Raw genomic sequence first — 23,541 nt, forward strand, 5'->3', positions numbered from 1 at the left:
CATGCCAAGCCAACTAGTACAAAACACAATGCGAACAAAGAGACTTCCTCACATCTGGTGTCCGGGATGCGGACATGGCATTTTGATGAGAGATGTCTGCCAGGCAATTGAAAACCTGGGTCTAGAAAGAGAAAAGGTCAGCATCGTCAGCGGCATCGGCTGCTCATCACGGGCCGCCGGATACATGGATTACAATACGCTCCATACCACCCACGGCAGGCCCATTGCTTTTGCTACCGGAATCAAAATGGCGCAGCCAGATATGCACGTCATCGTCATCACTGGTGACGGCGATGCGACTGCCATCGGAGGCAATCACCTGATCCACGCAGCCAGAAGAAATATAGATTTAACTGTAGTCGTATTCAACAACAGCATCTACGGTATGACCGGCGGGCAGTATTCGCCGACAACACCGACAGGTGAGAAAGGGACAACAGCTCCGTACGGAAACATCGACGGAGATTTTGATATTCCAAAGCTGGCAGAAGCCGCTGGTGCCACTTATACGGCCAGAGGCGACTGCTATCATGTCCCGCAGATGATCAAACTAATTGAAAACGGCATCAAGAACAAAGGCTTTTCAATCATTGAAGGCGTCAGCATCTGTCCGACTTACTACGGCCGTAAAAACAAGAAAGGCAGCGCAGTGCAGATGATGCACTGGCAGGAGCAGAACTGCATAGACATAAAGAAGGCGGAAAAGATGACGCCTGATGAATTAAAAGGCAAAATCCTCATCGGCGAAATGTCCCACACGGTTCGCCCTGAATATACAGAACTCTATGACGAAATCATTCGCAAAGCTGGAGGTGCAAAATAATGGCTAAAGAACAACTCAGATTCACAGGTTCCGGTGGTCAAGGGGTCATCCTCGGCACCATCATCATCGCAGAGGCCGCATTCCTCGACGGGAAAAAGGTCGTCCAATCTCAATCCTACGGACCGGAGGCCAGAGGCGGCATGTGCAAAGCTGAGACAATCATAGACGAAAAGAAAATCAACTACACGAAGGTGGAAATTCCTTCTCTGCTCTTATCGCTGACGCAGATTTCTTTTAACAAATATTCCAAGAAAATTGGTTCGGACACCGTCATCATTGTAGACGAGGAGATTGACGTGCCGCTGAGACTGCGGGCAAAGCACGAGGTATTGTCCCTGCCGATTCTCAGCTCCGCAAGAGAAGTGATCAAAAACCCGATGGCTGCCAATATCATCGCTGTCGGCGCTGTCAACGAAGCCCTGCGGATTGCATCTGTCAAATCCCTGGAGGAAGCGGTGCTCAACCACATTCCGAAGGGAACGGAAGCGCTGAATATCAAAGCGATGCACCTGGGAGCCGAATTGGTAAAGCAAGCCCGAGAAGAAGACAAAAAAGGTGAAGGGAAAAAGGCCCATGCATAAATAGCCGTTGCAATAGGGAACGTTGCCCTGTATAATTATGGTAAAGGCGAAATGGACTTCGCCTGCATTTATGGAGAATGGCATCTGCCATTCTCTTTTTTGGTTCCGCGCAGCAGCCTGGCATAAATTCGTGTCAGGCTGCTGCGCTTTTTATATGCCATGATAAGCTAGGAGGTAAAATCATGACGACAAACAACACTCTGCCTAACAGGGTCTATCAGGATTCTCTGTTCCGCAAACTGTTCTCTACAAAAGACAAGATCATTGAGCTGTATAACGCTTTGGAAAACTCCCATTATGGACCCGACACCCCTGTAGAAATCACCACTCTGGAAGATGTGGCCTACATAGACCGGAAAAATGATCTGGGTTTCCTTATTGACGACCGCTTCGTGGTTCTGGCGGAACATCAGGCTTCTATCAATCCCAACATGCCCGTCAGACAAACAGTCTATATGGGGAGAACCCTGGAGCACCTGATTCTTACTTCAGCCATTTACAGCCAGACAAGGCAGGATATCCCCGTTCCTGAATTCTTCGTCCTATATACAGGCAAGCAGAATGGAACGCAAAAATCCTACGCCTCTCCGACAGTTTCAAAGCTGTGCCACCGGAAAATTCCATGGAACTGGTGGTAAAAATCATCAATTTGCAGTATAATAAAGATAATGAGATATTGAAGCGCAGCAGAACGCTGGAGGGCTACAGCAGGCTCATCTTTTACACCAGGGATAACTTGAAAGCATGTCTCAGCCTGCATGACTCCATCAATCTTGCGATCAAGCGCTGCATCACAGAAAACTTCAACGCTGAATTTTTACGGAAATACAGCCAGGAGGTGGGAAATATGTTGTTTGAAGAAATCACATGGGAACAGTTTGCAGAAATCCGCGCCAAGGACGCGGCCAAGGAATCCTTTAATAATGGATTGGAAACCGGGCGTCAGCTGGGCATAGAACAAGGTGTGACCGAAGTCATCAAAAACATGTTGGAAAATGGCATCAGCGAAGCAGAAATTATCAGACTGACAAAATGTGATAAGAATATAATTGAACAGGCACGCAATATATTAGAGAGGGCAGATTAAAATCTGCCCTCTCTCTATGTAACGCCTATTTACTTTTTCTTCTTAGCTTTTCTAGCCTTGACTCTCTGCGCACGCAGCTGCTCCTGCTTCTTGCGCTTTTCTTCTGCCATCTGTTCCTGTTCTTCTGCTGTATAATCATCGACGAATGCCTCCGGATTCATCTTTGCTGCCAATTTCATCACAGCTTGACAATCTGCGGCAGTAAACAGAAAGGATCGAATTACTGCATCTTTTTCAAACAGAACCCTTGCATTGGGACGCTCTTTGATATAATCGGGCTGGACCGCCGTAATCTGATCCCAGGTCCACCTGTTGGTCGTCGTAAAGCCGAAGAGGTTATACTTGATGTCCACCCCTTCTTCTGACACAATGTGTTCCTTATGATGAAATACCGCCAATACCAGAAGCAGAGTCAGCACGATATAAAGATACTGTCCTCTCACGAATTCAAGATATAACAGTACTGCGCATGCAATCAGTATCAAAATTCGTCTATACAGTGAACGCGACTGTATTATGCCTTTATATATCATAACGAATTACTCCAGGGATTTATAAGTTCCGTTTTTCCGCAGTTCAGCAAGGTTTTCCATCGCCGTCTCATGGGCCTCTTCAGGGGCCGCAGCTGGACTGCCCTTTTTCAGTTTGCCAAAGAAGTTGGTAAACGTTCCATCAGCATATAGGATATTGCCGCCCCATGCTGTTGTAACAATAGAAATGATTGGATTTAGTATATTTGTAAAGCAGAACGGTATGTAGGACAGCGTGCTTACACCCAGCATGCTGGAGTGGTATGCGCCACAGGATGACCAAGGGATCATCGGTGACCACAGAGTCCCGCCGTCTTCCATGGATCTGGAAAGCAGATTTCTGGAAAGGCCCAAGTCGTCATATTTTTCTTTGTACATAGCCGCTGGTACAATCAGACCCAGATACTGGTCGCACATGGTCGCAATACAGAACATCGCCGTCAGAATCGTGGTAAGCACCATCTGGAACGGTGTATGCACTCTCCTGATAAATCTTCCCAGTAAAGATTCTACCGCGCCAATCTGACTGTAGATACCGCCAAAGCCGATGGCAATCAGAGCTACATTGATCGTCCACAGCATCGAATCCATCCCGCCTCTGTTGAGAAGGGTATCAGCCAGTTCATTACCTGTCTCTGCCGTATATCCATAGTGGACCATGGTGATGCAGTCATTAAAGGATGCACCCTGGAACAGCACTGCAAATACACAGCCTACCGCCGATACCAGCAGCACGCCCGGGACAGCCGGCATCTTCATCACGGCTACGAGGATGATGACCAGAATAGGCAGGAGCAGGACAGGGCTCATGTACTTAAAATTCCCTTCAATGGCATCTGCCAGCCCGTTTACCATGGTAGGATCGTATTCGCCGGCTTCCCCGAAAATGGCGACTGCCGTAAATCCAATCAGTGCCAGAATGAACGCAGGGAAGGTGGTCATGGTCATGGCTCTTACGTGGTCAAACAGTCCTGTCTGTGCAGATGCTGCTGCCAAGTTGGTGGAGTCTGATAATGGTGAGAACTTATCTCCTGTGCAGGCACCAGAAAGAATTGCACCAGCAATCAATGCCGGATTGATGCCCATAGTCTGACCGATGGTCATAAAGGCGATGCCCAGAGTCGCAGATACCGTGTATGCTGATCCCAGGGACAAACCGACAATGGCGCATAGCAGACATACTGCTGGCAAAAAGATAACCGGGGTAAGCAGCTTTAATCCGTAAAACACAAGAGCTGGAATGGTTCCGCACCATTCAAAGGAACCTACCAGACATCCTACAAAAAGCAGAATCAAAAATGCTTCCATAGACTGGCTGATGGAGTCGATGCCTGCTGCTAACATGGACTTAAAATTTTGTCCGCAGAACTTGCCCACAAAGCAGGCGGCACAGGCCGCTAATAATACCGGTATATGGGGGTCCTGACCCCAGTCTAATAAGTAATTGCAAATCATCAAACCCAGCAGTACGATGATTGGAATACACGCCTCAAACTTATTGGGAAGACGCGGTTTTTTTGCTTCTGTCATAATCTACCTCCTATAATAAAATAAACGCTCGGCGCGAAGTACTCGCTTCCAGTTTTATTGTAATCCAAACCTTCGAGGTCTTTTATGATTATTTCCATGTAAACTGGTATTGTCATTATAATTACAAAATTCGACAATATTTTGCACAAGATACAAGGTCTTAACAAAAACAAGATACTAAATTTAACCTTAATGGTTTATAATAGGAGTAATGAAAGGAGGCGCTATGGAGGAATTAAGAGCAAAAAAAGGATTTATCTGTGATATGGATGGTGTCATCTATTGGGGAGGACGATTGCTGCCAGGCGTAAAAGAATTTGTAGACTGGCTGTATAGAGAAAATAAGGAGTTTCTATTCCTGACCAACAACAGCGGGCAGACGCCCTTAGAACTGCGTCTGAAATTAAAGACGATGGGGCTGGATATCGATGAGCAGCACTTTTACACCAGTGCGCTGGCTACAGCAAAATTCGTCAGCGAGCAGACCCATCACTGCAGCGCGTATGTCATCGGAGAGCCGGGACTGGTGGGTGCGCTCTATCAGTGCGGTGTAGCGATTACAGATAAAGAACCTGATTATGTCATCGTCGGCGAAAGTCCCAACTATAACTACGAGGCCATCTGCAAGGCTGTCGCGTTGGTCCGGGGAGGCGCAAAACTAATAGGTACCAATTCTGATCTGACGGGACCTTCCAGCAGAGGTATCATTCCTGCCTGCCGGGCATTGATATCTCCTATCGAAATGGCAACAGGAAAGCAGGCCTACTTCATCGGGAAACCAAATCCTCTGATGATGAGAACAGGACTCCGCCTTTTGGGTGTACATTCTGAAGAGGCTGCTATGATCGGTGATCGTATGGATACAGATATTATCGGCGGTGTTGAGAGTGGTCTGGACCCGATTCTCGTACTCTCAGGCGTTACCAGCCGGGACGAAATCGACCAATTCCCTTACCGGCCGCGACTGGTGCTGAACAACATCGGCGAAATTGCCGACTAGTACAGGAGACCGCCTACCAGCACGAAGTAATCGGGAATCTGCCCTTCGGCAATCCACTGCAAGTCGATTCCCAACAGCTTACTGGCGGTCAATCCAACGTTCCCTCCCAGGGATTCGATAGAATATCTCATTTTTTCTGGGTACCTGCAAGGTTCGCCAGTTTTTCGTGTGCAGTTTCCCTCACCGCAGATCTTGCAGTTGCCAGCGCTTAAGGATTGTCTGTGGGGATATTGTCCTTCTAAAACGTAGAGGGTTTCTGTCAAATCCTCTTTGACCTGCGTCATGAGAGTTTCCCAGTTTTCTTTTTCTTCCTCCTCCAGGATCATCTTTTTTCCCACGACATAGAGATTCTCGAACCCTCTCCAAAAGTCTACCGGGTCAAAGTCATATGTGGGGCAGGACCACACCTGTTCGTAGTTTTCGCATGCCTTGCAGCATTCTAAAAACTCCTCCACATTGACATAACCTTCGACAAATTCGTCGACCTTTATGGTCTTTTCAAATGTTTCAATCTTCATATACCAAGTTTACCACAAAACGTTTTTGTGGTAAAATAGTTTTATCAAATGAGCAGGAGGTATGTCATGGCTTTTGGCATTTTCAAGAAAAAGAATACAGCAGATATCATATATATCAACGGACACATTTACACGCAGGATCCAGCCTTTCCGTGGGCTTCAGCCGTCGCCTGCCGAGAGGGCAGAGTTTTGGCCGTAGGAGATTTTGATGGCATGGACGAGATTATCTCGGAGGACACTGTCGTCTATGATTTGGAAGAAAAATATGTGTTCCCGGGATTTATCGACGTTCACGGAACACCAGTCCTCAAGGTCTTTGAGGACAAGTATCTCTCCATCGATCCGGTCTGGGACCTGGACACAGTTTTAGAAGCGGTTTCCGACTATGCAGAAGCCTGCGAGAACGAAGTCATCTTTGCCTATGGTTACAACGAAAATATCCTCTCTGACTATGACGATCCCGAGGACGCTCACAGACTTTTGGACGAAGCAGTCCATGACCGCCCAGTTGTGCTGCTGGGAATCAGCGGCGTCCATTGTTGGATCAATACGCTGGCTAGTGACATGGTCACGGAGGCTGCCGAAGATGAAGGGCTGGAATATATCTCTGCAGATTATATTCTCAACTTTCTCTCACCCTTTGACTTTGAGGAGGTTGAAAAAGCTGTCCTACAAAACGAAGAAGATCTTGCGGACAAAGGCATTACATCTGTGATGAATCTCTGCGTCCCTGACTATCTCAGCATGCTCTATCAGGATTGCCTGGTTGCCATGATCGGCGAAAGCATCTCCATAAAACAGCGTTTTGCAGGCAGCCTCTACGTAAACAGACCGCTCAATCCTGAACTCATCTTACATAAACTCTCCACAGGAAAAACCAACTGTACAGAACTAGGCGGTCTGATTACCTTCGATCATCTGAAATTAGAAGTGAACCAGGACGAAGAACAAGCGTATTTCTCTCAGGAGGCACTGGATACGATCTGTCTGGCTGCCGCTGAAAAAGGCTATCACATTCATCTGGACGCGTTGGACCAGGAGTCCTTTGACAAAGCAGCAGACAGCTTTGGTTATGTTCGCTCAAAAGGATGCAAGCACAATACTTTGATCATCGCCTGCGATCAATCTGCAGAAGAAGATGCGCCTTACATTACCACTTGGCCTACCGATTATCTCAACGAATCCGTTTTTGCCCATTGCCACAGCGTCAGCGATGCCATCGATCAACTGACCACAAAAGCTGCCGAAATCCTCGGCAGAAGTGACGAGTTTGGCAGCATTGAGCAGGGGAAGATTGCAGATTTCACCGTCTTTGAAGAAAACCCATTTGACAGTAATTTAGAAAATTTTTCAAAGATGCACGCTGCTTTGACAGTAATCGACAGTCAAATCGCTTATGATGTAGATGAAGAATGCATGGAAGAAATGTGTGATCTACTTTTATCTATGCGGTTATAATCTTCTTCGTTTTATGTTATACTAGTATAAATATTTCTAACCGAGCGCGAGGAGACGGACATGAAAAAGAAAATTTTGACCAATTTAATAATATGCATGTTATTGATCTCTTCTATTTTCCTCATCACGGGCTGTGGAAAGGAAAAGGAAGAGACACCAATCGTACATCCAATCAGAATAACCCTCAGTATAGATTATCCAGCAAAGGCTGGAATTGAGGACGTGGAAGAAGCTGATTTTAAAATCGAGGAAGACTCTACGGTGCTGGACGCAATCCAGCTTTACTGCAATGTCAACGAGCTCCCTGTAACAGTTGAAACAACCGATGCTTCTATTCAGGGCATCAACGGCGTAACCAACGGAGATTATGCCGCCAAGAGGCACTGGCAGTATAAGATCAACGGCGAATTGTGCAAAACCCCAGAAAACGAAAAAATATTGAAGGATGGGGATACCTTGGAATGGGTCTTCAAAAAGTAGCCCTTCCGTTGTCAACGAATCTTCATGAATGATCATAAGAGTTCAAAAATACAGAGCCGGTAACTACAGTTCTAACTGTCAGTTATCGGCTCTGTATTTTTATAGCAGCGGTTCTATCTCACTTCTATGGTTTTATTCTTGATGAGGTTTACAAAAATCGGTGCCAACTGGGGATCAAACTGGCGGCCAGCTTCATTTGTGATAATATGCAGTGCTCTGTCCACAGCCATTTCCTCTTTATAGCTTCTCTTCGATACCATGGCGTCGAAAGAATCTGCAATGCAAAGAATCCTTGCCATAAGCGGGATATCTTTGCCTCCGATGCCTCTGGGATATCCCTGACCGTCATATCGCTCGTGATGCCCGATGACAGCAGGAATTACGTAATCCAAGGATGGCAGATGGCGGATAATGCCGATAGAAAGACTCACATGCGTCTTCATAACCTCGTACTCTTCCTCTGTCAGCTTGCCTGGTTTGTTGAGAATTTCTTCGTTGATGCCGATTTTACCAATATCGTGCAAGAGCCCTGCTTCATAGACAACATTAATCCCTTCTTCATTCATGCCGTACGCCTTTGCCAGCTCTCGCGAATAATAAGCCACATTTTCAGAATGGCTGAACGTATAGTGGTCCTTGGCGTCAATCGCGGCAGTGAGAGCATAGATTGTCGTAGAATATTCCGAATAAATCCCCGGCTGATAAGTCATCTCAAAGGATTTATCCTCGCTGCCGTTCTGTCCTTCCTTGTAAACCATCACTCTGTTCTTCCCAGCCTGTTTTGCATAATATACCGCCATATTGGCGTGGTTGATCAGTTCGTGATAATCGTCCAGGGGGCACACTCCCGTCGCGATGCCACAACTGACGGTCAACGCTTTCAGCGCATATTCTCCTGCTTTATCTGCGGTGTGATTCATCTCTCTTATTTTTAAGGAAATATCCTCCGCTAAGGCTTTTACCTCATCGGTAGTACGCTCCGGCAAAAGAACGGCAAACTCCTTTCCACTGAACCGGGCGATAACACACTCCCCAGTAATCTCCGTCTGTATAATCCGCGCAATTTTTCTCAGCGCTTCATCTCCGGCTTCATCGCCGTAAAGCTGGTTGTACAGCTTAAAATCATCTACGTTGATCACCAGCAGTGTTCCGAAAGCATAATTTCCCTGCGAGCAGCAGGACTGCATCGTCTCATAGAAACATTTACGGTTAGCAACCCCTGTCAGATAATCCTTTCGCGCTTCTTCATATGCAGTCTCATAAAGACTGGAGTTTTTGATGGCGATAGAAGCCACAGAATTAATGGACGAAAGGAAACTGACATCTTTCTGCGTGTAGTGACGTCCATTGCTCTTTGCAGACAGCAGAATAATGCCGAGAAATTCCTTCTCATCGCCAATACCTACGAAGCACTCAATTTGGCTGACCAGCAGATGCTTCCTCTCCTCCTCGCTCAAGTCCCAATAATAAGAAGTCTCCATATAGTCTTTCAGCAGCATGTGACCGTTGGCATCCTTCAGCAGACGGATAAAGTCAGTATCGGCAGACACCGTATAGCCGCCGAAGAGCTTCGCATTGCTTAGTTTCAGCTGAAAATCCCCTCTTTCATCCTTCAGAAAAATGTAGATATATTCAGAAGAAATCGTGTCGGCGATGACCTCCATCAACTCAGAAAGAATTTCCGCAAGGCTCATGAGGTTAGACATCTTTTTACTGAAATCTACAATACTCTTTGACTGAACGTTCTCTTCTTTTTCGAAGATTTTGTCCAGAATAAGATGCAGGACCATATAGATTAAAATCGTAACAACGCTGACGGTAAAAGCAATAAAAATCGTAATTTTTGTTTCCGACATGGAAAATGACTTCAGCAAAAACTTTTCATACTCAGGAATGATGCGATATATAATCAACATAGAAAATAGAAAAGCCACACAATAACAGTTTGCCTTCGACATCAAAGCATCCAGCTTAAATAATCTTTTCTTATAGAGCGCATAATACAAGCACCCCGCCATGAATATCCCCGAACAGATATCGATAGGAAACCCTTTGAATAGGGGACAGAGAATCAAGCTATTGCCCATGATTAACATAAAAAGTCCCAGCCAGATCGCATGGAGCTGTTTTCTGAGAAAGGCATTCTTGCTGCCGTTTTCTCGAACCATTCTAGCACATTCAAACAAAGCGCCTGCCGCACAGATAAAAAAGAAGATTACTGGCCATGAGAAGTCATATACATAGGCATCTCCTGTCGCGGAGCTGATTACTTCTGGCGCCTTTAGAAGAAGCTCTGTTTTGTAGTTGAAGACAAGCAGCAACACAATGGCCGCTAACCAGAGATGAATGTGGTAGGTTTTTTCTACTTCCATAAATCTTCTCAGAAAGATGAAGAAAGCAAGCGGGATTGTCAAAAGGCCGGTCAGCGATACATGAAACCAAAAACCAACGGATGGCCAGTAGCCCATCCGCATAAACCAGGAACCGCCTGTCCATATGATCATTGTGAGCAGCAGACCCATAAATCCGTCAATCTGGCTGTTCCGTTTCGCAGTCAGAAGAGATATCATCTGAAAAATGTAACAGAGGAGCGCCGTGACTGGTACAATAGAAAAACTATACATATTCATTTCCTCCTTCTGTTTACTCGCGAGTATATTTAATGATACTATATAATGACTGTGTATTTCAACAAAAACTATATAAAGTCTTGTATTTTTATTGTATGCTTACGAAGGCTGTCATGAGCAAATAGTCTTTTTTGTCGTTATTACTAAAAAAGGAATCTCCCTGGAGATTCCTTTTTTTCAATCTTTTATTTTATAAACAACCTGTGCTCTTCTCTTGGATCCATCCAGATGTCTTGCCATCGCTTCTTTGGCTTTTGCAGCATCTCCTTCTTTGATGGCGTCCAGTATCGCTTTGTGTTCTTGAAAAATTTCATCCAGATATTCCTGCTCATAGAAGAGCACCTTTCTGGTCTGTTCGATATATTCTTTATAGGAGCGCAGAACCTGGGCCATAAAACGACTGCCTGTAGCATTATAAATGATATCATGAAAATCCGTATTGATTTCCAAGACTTTTCTGCCGTCTTTTCTCGTCGTATAAAACTCCATCAGATCGCTTTGATCCTGGAGATTGCTGATTTCTTCGGGTGTAATCCTGTTGACTGCCCATTCTACAGATAAAACTTCCAGCGCCTTTCTGACAGCATAGATATCTTCGATATCCTGCTTTGTGAAGCCTTTTGCAAAGCAGCCACGATTGGGTATGTAATCAATCAAACCTTCGTTTTCTAACTGCTTGAATGCCTCTCTGATGGGCGTCCTGCTCACTCTTAGTTCCGTTGCTATCTGATTTTCTTTGATCTTTTCTCCAATCTTGTATTCACCCTTGAGGATTCTGTCCCTGATAATATCTGCGATTTCGTCAGTCAGTGAAAACGTGTTAGAGAATTGATTGCTGCCAGTCATACTTCGCTCCTTGTTACCGAAAAATTATCTACCCTATATTTATATCATTATAGGATATGATTTTCAAGTACTTGTGTGCGGAAGTCGAAATCTTTTATCTGCAGATAATACTCTGCGGAGTCGACCAGAGCTTTCATCGGACAGAGGCCGATGATTTCCGTACCAGTGACGACTACGCCATATCTCTTGGCTTCAGCCTTCACCAGTTCCGTTACCCGGTAAAGTGGTGTCTGCTCATAGTTTGTCATGTTAATCGAAACCTGTGCGTACTTCTTGCCGGTCACTTCGTCTTCAATATCAAAACCCATGGCCTTGACGCATTTGAGGCCACCGTCTTTCTCTCTGATGATCTTGGCGATGTTCTTGGCAATCTGCACATCGTCAGTATTCAGATTCAGATTATATGCGACGAGTGGCGGTCTGGCTCCTACAGCCATAACACCTGCAGTAGGATGAATCTTTCTGCCGCCAAAATCAGGTTCCCAATCAGGTTCTTGTACTTTTTCAGCCATCCCTTCGAATTGTCCTTTTCTGATTTTCACCAGATTTTGTCTTTCCGGTCTTGTCGCAGAATATTCATAGAGGAATACCGGTACACCTGCTTCTTCAGCAATTCTCGCACCTACAACTTTGGAAAGTTCTACGCAATCCTCTGTGGTGCAGTCTTTGATGGCCAGAAATGGCATAACGTCAACCGCGCCCATTCTCGGATGTTCGCCAGTGTGCTGTGTCAGATCGATCAATTCAGCTGCTTTCTTTACCAGTTTCACACTGGCTTCTTCCACTCCTTTGGCATCGCCGATATAGGTGATTACCGTTCTATTGTGGCTTTCATCGGATGAATAATTCAGCAGTGTGCAGCCCGGCGTAGTTCTGATCTGATCCACACACGCTTCGATAACTTCCGGTCTTCTTCCCTCACTGATGTTTGGTATACTTTCAATAATCTGTGCCATTTTAAATCTCCTATCTACAAAAAATTATAAGCTCTCTGCTACCTGATTGTAAAGTTCGTGAGCGATGCCATCGGCTTCGTCAAACATCTTCTGCCCTTCCTCGGCATAATACTTTGCCTTGGCTTCGTCTTTGACGCCTGGTAGATTGATCTTCACATTGAGCCAAGCGCCTTTGATGCATCCAGTCAGATTGAGGATTGCAACTCCCAGATCACTGGCTGCGTTGGAGTTAGATTTGCCGATCATGGTCTTGGCCAGCATCAGACCTTCGTAACCCAACTGCATGGTTCTAAAAGGAACTTCTGTAGAAACTAAGGTTCCATCGGCGATGGCCTGCTTCCTGGCCGCCTTTTCCTCATCAGTTCCCTTTGGCATCTTAAATGCAGCCGCAACCAGATTAAAAGCTTCTGTATCCTTATCGATTCCCTCCAGCAGTTCCTCATAGAGAGGTTTGCCCTTTTCTTTTGCATTCTGGCAGACTTCCTGATAATCGGCATACTTTTCCTTGCCAAGGGTCAGGTCAGCCACCATCATGAACAGCGCTACGCCCTGTGCGCCAGCAAGGGCACTGACAGAGCCGCCGCCCGGTGCCGGCGCATCAGACTTTAAGACATCGAGATATTCCTTTACCTGCATATCAACTAATTTCATTATACTAAGTTCCCTTCCTTTATAACTTGTAACGCTAAGTTCGATCCAAAGCGATAACACAACATTTCCATATTCGGCGCATCCCAGATGACCAGGTCACCTTTCTTGCCCGGCTCCAATGTGCCTACTTTGTCGCCACGATTGATGGCACAGGCCGGATTAATCGTCACTGCCGTCAAAATTTCCTCTGGCAGCATCTTATACTTCAGACAGCCCAGATTCATGACGAACTGCAGATTGAGAGAAGGACAGGAACCCGGGTTAAAGTCTGATGCCATAGCCACTGGAATTCCCAATTCAATCATCTTTCTCGCCGGCGCAAAATCCGCTCCCAGATAAAAGGACGTTGCCGGCAGGCACATGGCAGTAGTTCCTGCCTCAGCCATGGAAGCAAGACCCTCTTCATTGATAGCAATCAGGTGTTCACAGCTGACAGCTCCCATTTCCCCAGCCAACACAGAACCGCCGATCGCCTCAATTTCGTCCGCATGAATTTTCAAGTCAAACCCGTGCCCTTTGGCACATTCCAAATACTTCCTGCTCTGCTCGTAGTTGAAAACCGAATCCTCTGTAAATACGTCAGCAAACTCGGCCAGATCATGTTCTTTTACATAAGGGAGCAGTTTTTCACAGAGCATGTCGATAAACGCATCCGCCCTGTCTTTGTACTCTTCTGGAATCGCATGCGCGCCCATGAACGTGGAGACGATATCCATCGGATGATCTTCATTGAGCTTTTTCAGAACCTCCAGCATCTTGACTTCTGTATCAAAATCGAGACCATATCCGCTCTTGGCTTCACAAGTGGTGACACCGAATCCCATCATCTCATCGAGAAAGCCTTCCGTTTTCTGATATAGTTCTTCAAAACTAGCCGCTCTGGTCTTTCGCACTGTGTCCAGAATGCCGCCGCCAGCTCTGAGAATATCCAGATAACCCGCGCCTTTCAGCTTGAGCGGAATCTCATTCTGTCGATAACCGCCGAAGACCATGTGGGTATGACCTTCTACCAGCCCCGGTGTGACTAGATTGCCCTCGGCATCTATCACTGCGTCCGCTTCTTCCGCATCTGTCGGGAGATTTCCCTCGGAAGTAATTTCCTTGATTACCCCATCCTCGATCAGAATCGCCGCATCCTGCAGCTTCAGGTTCTCCGCCTGCTGTTTTCCTTTATGGCTGTAACTGCCAACTGGCGTTTGCAGGCAGCCGATATTTTTCACTAATAATGTCGCCATTTATTTTCCCTCTATATTATTTCTCATCCAAAAGAATTTCCAAGGCTCTCTCATACTTTTCCTTATACCAGCCCTTTTGAGAGATGGTAACGGAGCGTGAACGTGCATTTCTGGATTCATCCAGATTGTGCTTCAAGTCAGCAATTTTAACTTCTTTTGCGATCGGATTGCTTTTGATCGCCCGGATATAATCGTAATAATCTTCTTTTCCGTGAGTCAATAGGATTACAGCTTCTACAACTTCCGGCGGAAACTTCTCAGCCAGATCAGCTTTTTTGTATATGGTGTCTTCTAAAATGTCGTGAAGCAGTGCAACACAGGTTGTCACTTCGTCTTTCATCTCTTCTGCGATATGGGCAGGATGGAAAATGTACGGAATACCGCTCTTATCCGTCTGTCCGTGATGTCCTCTATATGCCATCTTCATCGCTGCTTCTGTTAAAGGTGTATAAATCATTTTCTTTTCCTCCTAATGGTCCTGCCCCGCAAGCAAAGCGAGCGGCTAGGCAGACCTTATGCTTTAAATCCCCAAGAGAACGAGCCTCTGGCGATGTCCGATTGGGTGGATTTTGTCGTACTAATGGTTCTGCCCCAAAACTTGTTTTGGCTAGGGCAGACCTTATGCTGGCATTCCCCAGCTTGCCGATTTTCCGCATCATTAGCTGCAATGGAAAATGAGACAGCGAAGCAACGAAAGTTGCGTAGAAGTGCAGCTTATTTCGCGTTCAGCTGGCTGGGAATGCGTCGTATCATGGCGCTTGCCACAGACTGCGAGAGACTGCATAAATACAGCCCCTCGCCAATTTTATCATATCTTATTTTACAAATTCGTCCACAGTCTTGTCAACGAGATCTTCATCTGCCATGTATGGAATGGTGATATGGCCCTTACCGTCGTAGTTTTTGTTATATTCTACGGATGTGGAGACAGCATTTTCATTTCTCGCCCAGTTTCTTCTGGCAACGCCGCCCATAACGTCCCACATCATTGCAGAGTTGATGATTTCGTCTACTCGCGCGCTTCCGTCAAGGAGCAGGCCAAATCCGCCGTTAATGGCTTTACCGATGCCAACGCCGCCGCCGTTATGCAGTGCGCAAAGGGACATGCCTCTGGCTGCATTTCCGGCAAAGCACTGCACCGCCATGTCCGCCATGACGTTGGAACCGTCTTTGATGTTGGATGTCTCTCTGAATGGAGAGTCTGTGCCAGATACGTCATGATGGTCTCTGCCCATCATAATCGGACCACACTTGCCCTCTCTGACCAACTTGTTGAAAGCCAGCGCGATATCTCTTCTGCCTTCTGCATCTTGATAGAGAATTCTGGCCTGCGTACCGACGACCAATTTGTTCTTCTTGGCGTCTCTTACCCATACCCAGTTATCTCTGTCCTGCGCCCTTCTCTCAGGGTTGATGCAGTCCATAGCAGCCTTGTCGGTTGCTTCCAGATCCTCTGGTTTTCTTGACAAGCAGACCCATCTGAAAGGTCCATAGCCGTAGTCAAAGAGAACTGGTCCCATGATATCTTCCACATAAGAAGGCCAGATAAATCCGTCTTTATCATCTCGGCCGTTCTTGGAAATTTCTTTGATGCCCGCGTCATACATCGCTTTCATAAAGGAGTTGCCATAGTCAAAGAAATAAGTTCCTTCTTCCGTCAAAGCCTTAATTGCATCGTAATGTCTGTGCAAGGTTTCATCAACTTTCTTGCAGAACAGGTCTCTGTCTTCGTGAAGCAGCTCCGTTCTCTCATCAAAAGTCAGGCCAACAGGACAGTATCCGCCGTTATATACGTTATGGCATGAAGTCTGGTCAGATAAGAGATCGATATGGAAGTTCTTTTCCACAGCCGCTTCTAACAAATCTACGATATTTCCGTGATAGGCGATGGAAATGCTTTCTTTTGCAGCCAGTTTTTCGTTCGCTGTCTTGAAAATTTCGTCGATATCGTCCATGACCACGTCAACCCAGCCCTGGCTGTGTCTCGTTTCAATTCTGGAGTAATCCACCTCTGCAAAAATACCAACTGCATTGGCGATATTTGCCGCCTTTGGCTGTGCGCCACTCATGCCTCCAAGGCCGGAAGATACGAAGGTATGTCCTGCCAGGTCTCCCTGTTCCGCCACGCCCAAATACTTTCTGCCTGCGTTGAGGATGGTATTGAAGGTTCCATGGACGATGCCCTGCGGTCCAATGTACATCCAGCCGCCAGCCGTCATCTGTCCATAGTTGGCAACACCCATTTCCTCTGCGATTTCCCAATCATCCAGATTGTCATACTGACCAACCATGATGGAGTTGGTGATAATGACTCTCGGTGCCGTCGGTTTTGATGGGAAAAGTCCGAGAGGATGACCTGATTCTACTACGAGAGTCTGGTCCTCTGTCAACTCTTCCAAATACTTTTTGATCAATCTATACTGCAGCCAGTTCTGGCAGACCTGGCCAGTCTCACCGTATGTAACCAGTTCATAAGGATAAAGCGCAACATCAAAGTCCAGGTTGTTTTCAATCATAACCTGAAACGCTTTGCCAGCGAGGCATTTACCCTTGTATTCGTCAATTGGTTTTCCGTACATTCTGCCCGTCGGTCTATATCTATAGGCATAGATTCTGCCGCGCGTCGTCAGTTCTTCCATGAACTCCGGAGCCAGCTTCTCATGAAGTTCCTCCGGTACGTAACGAAGTGCATTTTTCAGCGCAATCTTCGTCTGTTCCTTGGTCAGTCTGAACCCTCTATCTGGTGCTCTTCTGATTCCTTCTTCAAACTTTGGATAGTCAGGATATTCAGCATCAAGTTTGATGGTCATAGCACCTGCAATTGTTTTATTATCTAGCATCTTAAATCCTCCCTCTGTGAAATTTCTTATTTTATTGTACCACAATTATTTATTTTAACGTTACAACTTTTTCCACTGCTTCGAGCAGGCTGTTGTCTTTGATCATCTCGTCAAACTTCACCAGCTCATCGTGCATGATGATGTCCTGATCGATTGGATCAGATAAGGTTCTGATGTAATCGTAAGCCGCCTTTGTCGCTGGAGCCAGATTATCCACCTTGCTTTCACCGATTTCTTCTCTCAGCCAGATGCCCTGTGCGGCAGATGCAAGCTCGATACCGATGACTTTCTGTGCGTTGTCGAGAACCATAGCCGCCGTTCTAGCAGAAGTCGTGCCCATAGATACGTGGTCTTCCTGGTTTCCGGAGGACGGAATCGAGTCCACACAGGCAGGGTGATCGTAGACTTTGTTCTCTGACACCATCGAAGCAGCCGCATACTGAGCGATCATAAAGCCAGAGCAGACACCGCCATGCTTTGTCAGGAAGCCAGGCAGGCCTTCGGAAAGGGCTGGGTTGATCAGTCTCTCGGCTCTTCTCTCTGAAACATCAGCTAACTCGGAAATAGCCATTTTCATGAAATCAAAAGCCAGGGCCATCGGCTGTCCGTGGAAATTTCCGCCTGAAATAACTTCGTCTTCGTCTGGGAATACCAGCGGGTTGTCTGTAACCGCGTTGATTTCTTTAGAAACGACGTCATATACGTATTTGATCGCGTCTCTTGATGCACCGTGTACCTGCGGGATACATCTGAGGGAATATGGATCCTGCACCTTTGTCGGCTGCACGTCAAAGGCATTCTTACTACCTTCTAATAAAGCAAGTAAATTCTCTGCCACGATTTTCTGACCTTCATGGCCTCTCAGTTCCTGTACCTTTGGATCGTATGCCTTGGTTATTCCGTGTAAGGCTTCAGCAGTCATGGCTGTGGCGATATCTGCAACTTTGAGCAGGCGCATAGCGTCCCAAAGTACATTGACACCAACTGCAGTCATCATCTGTGTTCCGTTGTTGAGGGCCAGGCCTTCTTTTGCGGCCAGCTCTACCGGAACAATGCCAGCTTCTTTCATGGCTTCGGCTGCGTCCACAGTTTCTCCCTTATACTCAACTTTGCCCAGTCCAATCAGGCCGAGGGCAATGTGAGACAGCGGAGCCAGATCGCCCGACGCGCCAAGGGAACCCTTTCTTGGAATGACCGGATGCACTCCAGCGTTCAGCATGTCTACCAGAGTCTGTACGGTAGACAGTCTGATTCCAGAATTACCTCTTGACAGAGCATTACAGCGAAGCAGCATTGCCGCTCTCACATACTGCTGTGGATATGGCTCGCCTAAAGCACAGGTATGACTTATAATTAAGTTCTTCTGCAAATCTGCAGTTTCTTCTTTAGAAATCAATACATTGGCAAATTTACCAAAACCAGTGGTCAAGCCATAGATGACTGCTCCTTCTTCTAGTTTCTTTTCAATATAATCTCTTGCCTTCTGTATTGCTTTCTGCGCCTCAGGGGCGATTTCTACTTTTTCATTTCCGCGGCAAACGCGAATAACTTCCTCAATTGTGAGGTCACGTCCATTAATAACAACTGCCATAGTAATCTCTCCATTTCTTCTGAATTTTTATACATTAATATGCATAATAACTAACCAATCACATTGTTTTTTCGATAACTAATATTATACAATTTTTCAGAAAATAACTCCATACTTTTTTACTAAAAAAGTTAAAAATATCAGCGCTCTAGCTGTAATTTCAGAAAATTCTTTACTATTTTTTCCTTTTATTTTCCCTCTTTAAAACTTTATCGCGTTATCACTTTATTATGTATATTTATTAAATACAATTTAATTATCAGGCAATCAATTGAAAATACTGGACAGGAACGGTTTTCAATGCGAACCGTATTGTATTATTAAAAATACAATACTTGAGGCAATCTCCCCTAATAATTCCAAAAGAAAATTTAAATAATTATGCAAAAGTCCATCATTTATTTCGATTTTTCCTATATTCTAACTAGGGCAAAAATGGTATAATGAACGCAACGATTCTACAGCTTCGCTGTAATGAAGCGTTCATTGAATCATGTGCTGCGATTGTATTTTCAGAGGAATGCACATGGTATAATGGTTCCACGATCTTTCGGCGTTGCCTTTTTGCCCCAAGCTTGCTTGGCTGGCAAAACGGACAGCGGAGTGAGTGGAACGAGCGTAGGAGGATTGCGCAAGCAATACGATTCGCTAAAAAAACACAAATATAAATAGGGGAAAAAGAGATGATGAAAAGAAAAAAAACACTCAGCATACTGCTGATCCTGACATTAGTGTTTTCCATTGTATTTAGCAGCGTAACAATCTCAGATGCAGCTACATACACAGGCAAATACTGGTTGAAGGTTAACGAACAGAGAAATGTCGTTACCGCCTATAAAAAGGTTGACGGCAAGTGGAAGCCAGTCCGAGCAATGCTCTGTTCTACTGGAATCGGCGGCACCACACCAAAAGGGACTTTTTATACGCAGGGGAAATGGCGCTGGGGCGCACTGATGAACGATGTCTATGGTCAATATTGCACGCACATCACTGGAGATATCTTGTTCCATTCAGTGTATTATAAAGAATGCTATAAGAAAAACACACAAGTAACGAGTCAGTTCAACTTGCTGGGAAGCGCTGCTTCCCATGGCTGCATCAGGCTTTCTGTCATGGATGCAAAATGGATTTACAACAACTGCAAAGTAGGAACCAAGGTCACGGTTTACAGGAGTTCAACCTCAGGACCGCTGGGAAAACCCAAACCGATCAAAGTATCCCAGAGCCGTTATACCTACTGGGACCCAACAGATCCCGATTCGGCAAACCCGTACTTTATTATGCGAAAACCAGTAATCACTGTATCGTCAAAGAAAAAGCTGAATGTGCAGTACGGCAGCAAGTACGATTTGAAATCCTATGTGAACGCAAAGGACCCCAACACCTTTATGAATCTGAAGTCCAGAATAAAGGTCAGTAAAGTGCTGAAATACTCATCAGCTAAGAAGAAGTATCTCAAAGCATCCTTCTCCACCAAATCGCTGGGCACATATAAGGTTACCTATACAGTTAACGATCCTTATAGCAAATCAGCATCCAAGACCATCAAAATCAAGGTGGTCGACAATTTGAAATCACCTGTCATCTCGGGAGCCAAAAACCGTACCGTGACCTGGGGAGACAAGAACGCTTTGGGCAAAGTGACTGCAAAGCAGGCTTCTGCCAGCAGAACTTCCGCTATCAAAACATATATCAAAGCGCCCGGCAGCAGCGAATATAAAGTTTATTCCTATGCCAGCGCCAAGAACTATGTCTTTAGTAAAACAGGAACATATCGTATAAAGTATCAAGTAAAAAACAAGTATTCACCGTATAAAGCCGCAACAAAGACGATTACGATCACCTCCAAAAAGGGAGCGGTCAATGCCGACCCTGTGCTGACAGTTCCAGGTGACAAGACGGTTGCTCTAGGTGCCGGCAACGCATTTGAAGGAGTAACAGCAAGGCACAACGGAAAAGATGTTACGAGCCGCATTAAGATTGCCATTCAAGCGCCTGGTGAAACAACATACACCAGCTATAGTCAAAATGCCGCTAAGAACTATGTCTTTAGCCAGGTTGGCGAGTACAAGATTCAATATTCTGTGAAAAACCAGTACACACCCTATCAGACGGTGTCGAAAACTTTGACAGTGACTGTCAGTCCATAAGAACCGCAAAGCGTAAATCAATTCAAAAATCAGAAACCCCTGCCGCGATTTTTCAATCTCACAGGGGTTTTTCATTTGAAGCAGCTTCATCGCTCCTTTTCTCATCTTAATTTATTTTTTCTGCCATTTCCCGGATGACCTCCATGGAGCAAGTTCCTCCTATATTAAAGAGATAGATGCCGTTTGACCATATAAGACTGTTGTTATCTTTGCTGGAATAGGAGTAGCCCTTGTAGCCGTTGACTTCGGTCTCTTGCAGGTCGCCGGTCTCGTTATCCAGACCTAGACCCATACCCTCAATATCACCAGTCTGAAGATATGAGATTTCCATTCCTTCTTCATTTTGATAGATAATAGAATACTGCTGTCCATCAACTTTGTCCTCATAGATGATTTTATAACCCTCAGGCACTCCTGGCTTGACGTAAGTAAACTGTTTGGTCAGACCGTCAGGGTCGTCGACTTCAAAAGAGACATCTAAAGATCCTTCCGCTTCATTATTCTGCGTAAACCACTGAACAATAGGTCTGCGGATAGCAGCAGCACCAGCTGCCGCGGCCAAAATCATCGCTGCAATTAGCGCCATCGCTGCCGCCCTTCTGATTCGGTGTCTGCCCACGCTAACATAGTTTCTTTCAGCAAGCCTGGATATCCGCCTCATTTCTGCTTGAAAATGGTCAGAAAAAGTGTACAGATGATTTAAATCATCAACATCTGGAACAGAGTCAAACTCTTGATTCATCGCCTCACTTAACGCAGCTCGCAGCTGCTTTTCCATCTGCCTCACACTCCTTTCTCCAGGTTGTTCCTTAATATCTGCCGGCCACGCTGGACTCTTTTCTTTGCAGTCTCCGTCGTTATGCCAAGCAGATTTGCAATCTCTGCCATCTTGTAGTCGTACACGCCATACAGATACAATGGATATCGGTAAGTCTCTGGCAAATTGAGAATTTCACCAATTAATTCGCTGATCTCGACCTTTTCGAAGGTGCTGTCATCTTGGCGCACTTCCCCATCGGACAGCGAGTCAATTTCCTCTATAGAACTTGCCGTCTCTTCCTTCTTTACAATCGTCAGTGCCGCGTTCCTAACTATAATAACCACGAAATTCTTAGTTTGGGGACAATCAATTTCACCCACCTTGTAAAAATTTTTGGCAATGCGAAAAAAGGCCTCCTGTACTGCGTCCTCTGCCAATTGGTCGTCAGCAAGAATGCCTTTTGCTACATAGTGCATCAGCTTTCTATATTTCTCATATACTTTTTCAAATTTACTCTTTTCCTCCTCAGAATCGAGAAGGGTCAGAAATAGGTTCATCATAAAACAATATCCCGTATCCCCATCCTATTACAAAGCATCGGTTTTCAATCACTATTTCCTCGCTTCTGCGGCCTTAGCGTGCCCCTCCAGGCCTTCACCATATGCCATCCTGGCTACAAGAGGGGAGATTGCTTTTGACGCTTCCATACTCATACTTTGATGCGTGCAGGTCTTCAAGAAGGTTCCGACCCAAACGCCGCCAGTGTAGCGGGAAGCCCTTACTGTCGGCAGGGTGTGGTTCGTTCCGGAAGCGTAGTCTCCAAAAACTTCTGCAGTATTTCCGCCGATAAATAAAGACCCGTAGTTATATAGCCGTTCAATAATATCATCTGGATTCTCAATGTTAACTTCTAAGTGTTCCGGCGCATAATCATTTGATATGGCGACAGCTTCCTCCAGGGAGGTCGCTACGAGGATTTCACCGTAATCATCCCAGGATTTTTTGGCGATTCCTGCCGTAGAGAGAGTCTTTAGTTCTTCTTCAACATCTTCCATTACCTTTTTCGCAAAATCCTCATCTGTGGTCACTAAGATTCCTTTTGCATTCGGATCGTGTTCTGCCTGAGCCAGCAGGTCTGCCGCAATGGTTTTGCTGTCAGCTTTGTCGTCGGCAATGACCAATACCTCACTCGGTCCAGCGACAAAATCAATACCGATTTGTCCATAACACTGGCGCTTTGCCTCCGTTACATACCTGTTGCCCGGACCGACAATCATGTCTACCGGCTTAATTTCTTCTGTTCCATAAGAAAATGCCGCGATTGCCTGGGCACCACCTACCGCATAAATCTCATCGGCCCCCGCTAAATCCATCGCAACCAAGGTCTTATAGTGTATCTTGGACGTGCCGCTGACCGTCGGCGAACAGGCTGCTACTCTTGTAACTCCCGCCACCTTTGCCGGTGTAATCAGCATCAGGGCAGTGGAGTAGAGAGGATATCCACCTCCCGGGACATAACAGCAGCAGGAAGACACCGGAATAATTCTATGGCCGAGATAGATGCCGGGCTGTGGCGAATAATTTTTCAGTTCCGTTACGGTTCCTCGCTGCGCCGTCGCAAAACCCTCAATATTGGCCTTCGCTTCTTTCAGGTCCAGAAGTTCCTGATCCGTCATCTGATCATAGGCCTCTTCAATTTCTTCTCGGCTGACACGCAATAATTCTCTTTTGCATGCGTCAAAGCGCTGGTTGTACTCGTGTAATGCTTCGTCTCCCCTCGCGCATACATTATCTATGATTTCAGTCACCGTGTCACGGAGGGTACGATTGTCCTCTGCAGTTCTTTCTTTTGATTTTTTTATGATTTTCATTATA

At 45.8% G+C, this 23,541-nt stretch carries 22 protein-coding genes; 8 read left to right on the forward strand and 14 right to left on the reverse strand.

Annotated elements, in window-relative coordinates:
* The first annotated feature begins 1 nt into the window (after position 1).
* The 4 genes from ACMQ5W_RS07030 (at position 2) to ACMQ5W_RS07045 (ending at position 2,491) form a co-directional block, all read left to right on the forward strand.
* Positions 2 to 823 (forward strand): thiamine pyrophosphate-dependent enzyme, encoded by an 822-nt coding sequence (locus tag ACMQ5W_RS07030; RefSeq protein WP_148490570.1) that lies wholly within the window; start codon positions 2 to 4, stop codon positions 821 to 823.
* Complete coding sequence (locus ACMQ5W_RS07035) at positions 823 to 1,404, forward strand: 2-oxoacid:acceptor oxidoreductase family protein (RefSeq protein WP_419024475.1); 582 nt, start codon at positions 823 to 825, stop codon at positions 1,402 to 1,404. Before ACMQ5W_RS07030 ends, ACMQ5W_RS07035 begins: the two co-directional genes overlap by 1 nt.
* A 182-nt stretch (positions 1,405 to 1,586) precedes the next feature.
* Positions 1,587 to 2,042 (forward strand): hypothetical protein, encoded by a 456-nt coding sequence (locus ACMQ5W_RS07040; RefSeq protein ID WP_419024477.1) that lies wholly within the window; start codon positions 1,587 to 1,589, stop codon positions 2,040 to 2,042.
* Positions 2,027 to 2,491, forward strand: a complete 465-nt coding sequence (locus ACMQ5W_RS07045; protein WP_419024479.1) for a hypothetical protein — start codon at positions 2,027 to 2,029, stop codon at positions 2,489 to 2,491. Before ACMQ5W_RS07040 ends, ACMQ5W_RS07045 begins: the two co-directional genes overlap by 16 nt.
* A gap of 29 nt (positions 2,492 to 2,520) precedes the next feature.
* Here the strand turns inward: ACMQ5W_RS07045 and ACMQ5W_RS07050 are convergent, their stop codons facing one another.
* Positions 2,521 to 3,024 (reverse strand): hypothetical protein, encoded by a 504-nt coding sequence (locus ACMQ5W_RS07050; RefSeq protein WP_419024481.1) that lies wholly within the window; start codon positions 3,022 to 3,024, stop codon positions 2,521 to 2,523.
* A gap of 6 nt (positions 3,025 to 3,030) precedes the next feature.
* A complete protein-coding gene (nhaC, locus tag ACMQ5W_RS07055; protein WP_419024483.1) occupies positions 3,031 to 4,551 on the reverse strand; it encodes a Na+/H+ antiporter NhaC in 1,521 nt (506 codons plus the stop codon).
* 226 nt (positions 4,552 to 4,777) lie between these two features.
* Between nhaC and ACMQ5W_RS07060 the strand changes: the two genes are divergently transcribed.
* Positions 4,778 to 5,551: an HAD-IIA family hydrolase gene (locus tag ACMQ5W_RS07060; RefSeq protein WP_419024485.1), complete on the forward strand. Its 774-nt coding sequence runs from the start codon at positions 4,778 to 4,780 to the stop codon at positions 5,549 to 5,551.
* Here the strand turns inward: ACMQ5W_RS07060 and ACMQ5W_RS07065 are convergent.
* Positions 5,548 to 6,069: a DUF2284 domain-containing protein gene (locus tag ACMQ5W_RS07065; protein WP_419024487.1), complete on the reverse strand. Its 522-nt coding sequence runs from the start codon at positions 6,067 to 6,069 to the stop codon at positions 5,548 to 5,550. The two genes, ACMQ5W_RS07060 and ACMQ5W_RS07065, sit on opposite strands and share 4 nt — an antisense overlap.
* A 66-nt stretch (positions 6,070 to 6,135) precedes the next feature.
* Between ACMQ5W_RS07065 and ACMQ5W_RS07070 the strand changes: the two genes are divergently transcribed.
* On the forward strand, positions 6,136 to 7,527 hold the full coding sequence (locus ACMQ5W_RS07070) for an amidohydrolase family protein (RefSeq protein ID WP_419024489.1): 1,392 nt from the start codon (positions 6,136 to 6,138) through the stop codon (positions 7,525 to 7,527).
* A 60-nt stretch (positions 7,528 to 7,587) separates the two neighbouring features.
* Positions 7,588 to 8,007, forward strand: coding sequence for a DUF4430 domain-containing protein (locus ACMQ5W_RS07075; RefSeq protein ID WP_419024491.1), 420 nt, complete (start codon positions 7,588 to 7,590; stop codon positions 8,005 to 8,007).
* Between the two features lie 113 nt (positions 8,008 to 8,120).
* On the opposite strand, the gene ACMQ5W_RS07080 is transcribed toward ACMQ5W_RS07075, so the two are convergent.
* From ACMQ5W_RS07080 to hutH, 8 genes are all read right to left on the reverse strand, one after another.
* The gene (locus ACMQ5W_RS07080; RefSeq protein ID WP_419024493.1) at positions 8,121 to 10,631 is read right to left on the reverse strand and encodes an HD domain-containing phosphohydrolase; all 2,511 of its coding nucleotides are present in this window, start codon (positions 10,629 to 10,631) and stop codon (positions 8,121 to 8,123) included.
* A gap of 183 nt (positions 10,632 to 10,814) precedes the next feature.
* Complete coding sequence (locus ACMQ5W_RS07085; protein ID WP_419024495.1) at positions 10,815 to 11,483, reverse strand: GntR family transcriptional regulator; 669 nt, start codon at positions 11,481 to 11,483, stop codon at positions 10,815 to 10,817.
* A gap of 47 nt (positions 11,484 to 11,530) precedes the next feature.
* Positions 11,531 to 12,439 (reverse strand): glutamate formimidoyltransferase, encoded by a 909-nt coding sequence (ftcD, locus tag ACMQ5W_RS07090; protein WP_148490560.1) that lies wholly within the window; start codon positions 12,437 to 12,439, stop codon positions 11,531 to 11,533.
* Positions 12,440 to 12,463: 24 nt separating this feature from the next.
* On the reverse strand, positions 12,464 to 13,090 hold the full coding sequence (locus tag ACMQ5W_RS07095; protein WP_419024497.1) for a cyclodeaminase/cyclohydrolase family protein: 627 nt from the start codon (positions 13,088 to 13,090) through the stop codon (positions 12,464 to 12,466).
* Positions 13,090 to 14,325, reverse strand: a complete 1,236-nt coding sequence (hutI, locus tag ACMQ5W_RS07100; RefSeq protein WP_419024499.1) for an imidazolonepropionase — start codon at positions 14,323 to 14,325, stop codon at positions 13,090 to 13,092. The genes ACMQ5W_RS07095 and hutI overlap by 1 nt, the downstream gene beginning before the upstream one ends.
* A 16-nt stretch (positions 14,326 to 14,341) precedes the next feature.
* Positions 14,342 to 14,782: an HD domain-containing protein gene (locus ACMQ5W_RS07105; protein ID WP_419024501.1), complete on the reverse strand. Its 441-nt coding sequence runs from the start codon at positions 14,780 to 14,782 to the stop codon at positions 14,342 to 14,344.
* Positions 14,783 to 15,140: 358 nt separating this feature from the next.
* Positions 15,141 to 17,165 carry a urocanate hydratase gene (locus ACMQ5W_RS07110; protein ID WP_419024503.1) on the reverse strand — a complete coding sequence of 675 codons (2,025 nt, stop codon included), beginning with the start codon at positions 17,163 to 17,165 and terminating at the stop codon, positions 15,141 to 15,143.
* A gap of 49 nt (positions 17,166 to 17,214) precedes the next feature.
* Positions 17,215 to 18,756, reverse strand: coding sequence for a histidine ammonia-lyase (hutH, locus tag ACMQ5W_RS07115; RefSeq protein ID WP_419024505.1), 1,542 nt, complete (start codon positions 18,754 to 18,756; stop codon positions 17,215 to 17,217).
* Positions 18,757 to 19,439: 683 nt separating this feature from the next.
* Between hutH and ACMQ5W_RS07120 the strand changes: the two genes are divergently transcribed.
* Positions 19,440 to 20,906 (forward strand): L,D-transpeptidase, encoded by a 1,467-nt coding sequence (locus tag ACMQ5W_RS07120; RefSeq protein WP_419024507.1) that lies wholly within the window; start codon positions 19,440 to 19,442, stop codon positions 20,904 to 20,906.
* A 106-nt stretch (positions 20,907 to 21,012) separates the two neighbouring features.
* Here the strand turns inward: ACMQ5W_RS07120 and ACMQ5W_RS07125 are convergent, their stop codons facing one another.
* Genes ACMQ5W_RS07125 through hisD form a run of 3 tightly spaced genes read right to left on the reverse strand, consistent with a single transcriptional unit; the run spans position 21,013 to position 23,537 of the window.
* The gene (locus ACMQ5W_RS07125; RefSeq protein ID WP_419024508.1) at positions 21,013 to 21,684 is read right to left on the reverse strand and encodes a DUF4367 domain-containing protein; all 672 of its coding nucleotides are present in this window, start codon (positions 21,682 to 21,684) and stop codon (positions 21,013 to 21,015) included.
* 5 nt (positions 21,685 to 21,689) lie between these two features.
* Entirely contained in the window at positions 21,690 to 22,226 is a 537-nt protein-coding gene (locus ACMQ5W_RS07130; RefSeq protein ID WP_419024510.1) for an RNA polymerase sigma factor, read from the reverse strand.
* A 51-nt stretch (positions 22,227 to 22,277) separates the two neighbouring features.
* Positions 22,278 to 23,537 carry a histidinol dehydrogenase gene (hisD, locus tag ACMQ5W_RS07135; RefSeq protein WP_148490550.1) on the reverse strand — a complete coding sequence of 420 codons (1,260 nt, stop codon included), beginning with the start codon at positions 23,535 to 23,537 and terminating at the stop codon, positions 22,278 to 22,280.
* Positions 23,538 to 23,541 lie beyond the last annotated feature (4 nt).

The organism is Emergencia sp. (assembly GCF_048465375.1).
Lineage (GTDB): Bacteria > Bacillota > Clostridia > Peptostreptococcales > Anaerovoracaceae > Senimuribacter.

What these genes read in the sequence shown, in the direction of transcription:
- ACMQ5W_RS07030 (WP_148490570.1), top strand. Translation starts at nt 2, where the DNA reads ATGCCAAGCCAACTAGTACAAAACACAATGCGAACAAAGAGACTTCCT.
- ACMQ5W_RS07035 (WP_419024475.1), top strand. Translation starts at nt 823, where the DNA reads ATGGCTAAAGAACAACTCAGATTCACAGGTTCCGGTGGTCAAGGGGTC.
- ACMQ5W_RS07040 (WP_419024477.1), top strand. Translation starts at nt 1,587, where the DNA reads ATGACGACAAACAACACTCTGCCTAACAGGGTCTATCAGGATTCTCTG.
- ACMQ5W_RS07045 (WP_419024479.1), top strand. Translation starts at nt 2,027, where the DNA reads ATGGAACTGGTGGTAAAAATCATCAATTTGCAGTATAATAAAGATAAT.
- ACMQ5W_RS07050 (WP_419024481.1), bottom strand. Translation starts at nt 3,024, where the DNA reads ATGATATATAAAGGCATAATACAGTCGCGTTCACTGTATAGACGAATT.
- nhaC (WP_419024483.1), bottom strand. Translation starts at nt 4,551, where the DNA reads ATGACAGAAGCAAAAAAACCGCGTCTTCCCAATAAGTTTGAGGCGTGT.
- ACMQ5W_RS07060 (WP_419024485.1), top strand. Translation starts at nt 4,778, where the DNA reads ATGGAGGAATTAAGAGCAAAAAAAGGATTTATCTGTGATATGGATGGT.
- ACMQ5W_RS07065 (WP_419024487.1), bottom strand. Translation starts at nt 6,069, where the DNA reads ATGAAGATTGAAACATTTGAAAAGACCATAAAGGTCGACGAATTTGTC.
- ACMQ5W_RS07070 (WP_419024489.1), top strand. Translation starts at nt 6,136, where the DNA reads ATGGCTTTTGGCATTTTCAAGAAAAAGAATACAGCAGATATCATATAT.
- ACMQ5W_RS07075 (WP_419024491.1), top strand. Translation starts at nt 7,588, where the DNA reads ATGAAAAAGAAAATTTTGACCAATTTAATAATATGCATGTTATTGATC.
- ACMQ5W_RS07080 (WP_419024493.1), bottom strand. Translation starts at nt 10,631, where the DNA reads ATGTATAGTTTTTCTATTGTACCAGTCACGGCGCTCCTCTGTTACATT.
- ACMQ5W_RS07085 (WP_419024495.1), bottom strand. Translation starts at nt 11,483, where the DNA reads ATGACTGGCAGCAATCAATTCTCTAACACGTTTTCACTGACTGACGAA.
- ftcD (WP_148490560.1), bottom strand. Translation starts at nt 12,439, where the DNA reads ATGGCACAGATTATTGAAAGTATACCAAACATCAGTGAGGGAAGAAGA.
- ACMQ5W_RS07095 (WP_419024497.1), bottom strand. Translation starts at nt 13,090, where the DNA reads ATGAAATTAGTTGATATGCAGGTAAAGGAATATCTCGATGTCTTAAAG.
- hutI (WP_419024499.1), bottom strand. Translation starts at nt 14,325, where the DNA reads ATGGCGACATTATTAGTGAAAAATATCGGCTGCCTGCAAACGCCAGTT.
- ACMQ5W_RS07105 (WP_419024501.1), bottom strand. Translation starts at nt 14,782, where the DNA reads ATGATTTATACACCTTTAACAGAAGCAGCGATGAAGATGGCATATAGA.
- ACMQ5W_RS07110 (WP_419024503.1), bottom strand. Translation starts at nt 17,165, where the DNA reads ATGCTAGATAATAAAACAATTGCAGGTGCTATGACCATCAAACTTGAT.
- hutH (WP_419024505.1), bottom strand. Translation starts at nt 18,756, where the DNA reads ATGGCAGTTGTTATTAATGGACGTGACCTCACAATTGAGGAAGTTATT.
- ACMQ5W_RS07120 (WP_419024507.1), top strand. Translation starts at nt 19,440, where the DNA reads ATGATGAAAAGAAAAAAAACACTCAGCATACTGCTGATCCTGACATTA.
- ACMQ5W_RS07125 (WP_419024508.1), bottom strand. Translation starts at nt 21,684, where the DNA reads ATGGAAAAGCAGCTGCGAGCTGCGTTAAGTGAGGCGATGAATCAAGAG.
- ACMQ5W_RS07130 (WP_419024510.1), bottom strand. Translation starts at nt 22,226, where the DNA reads ATGATGAACCTATTTCTGACCCTTCTCGATTCTGAGGAGGAAAAGAGT.
- hisD (WP_148490550.1), bottom strand. Translation starts at nt 23,537, where the DNA reads ATGAAAATCATAAAAAAATCAAAAGAAAGAACTGCAGAGGACAATCGT.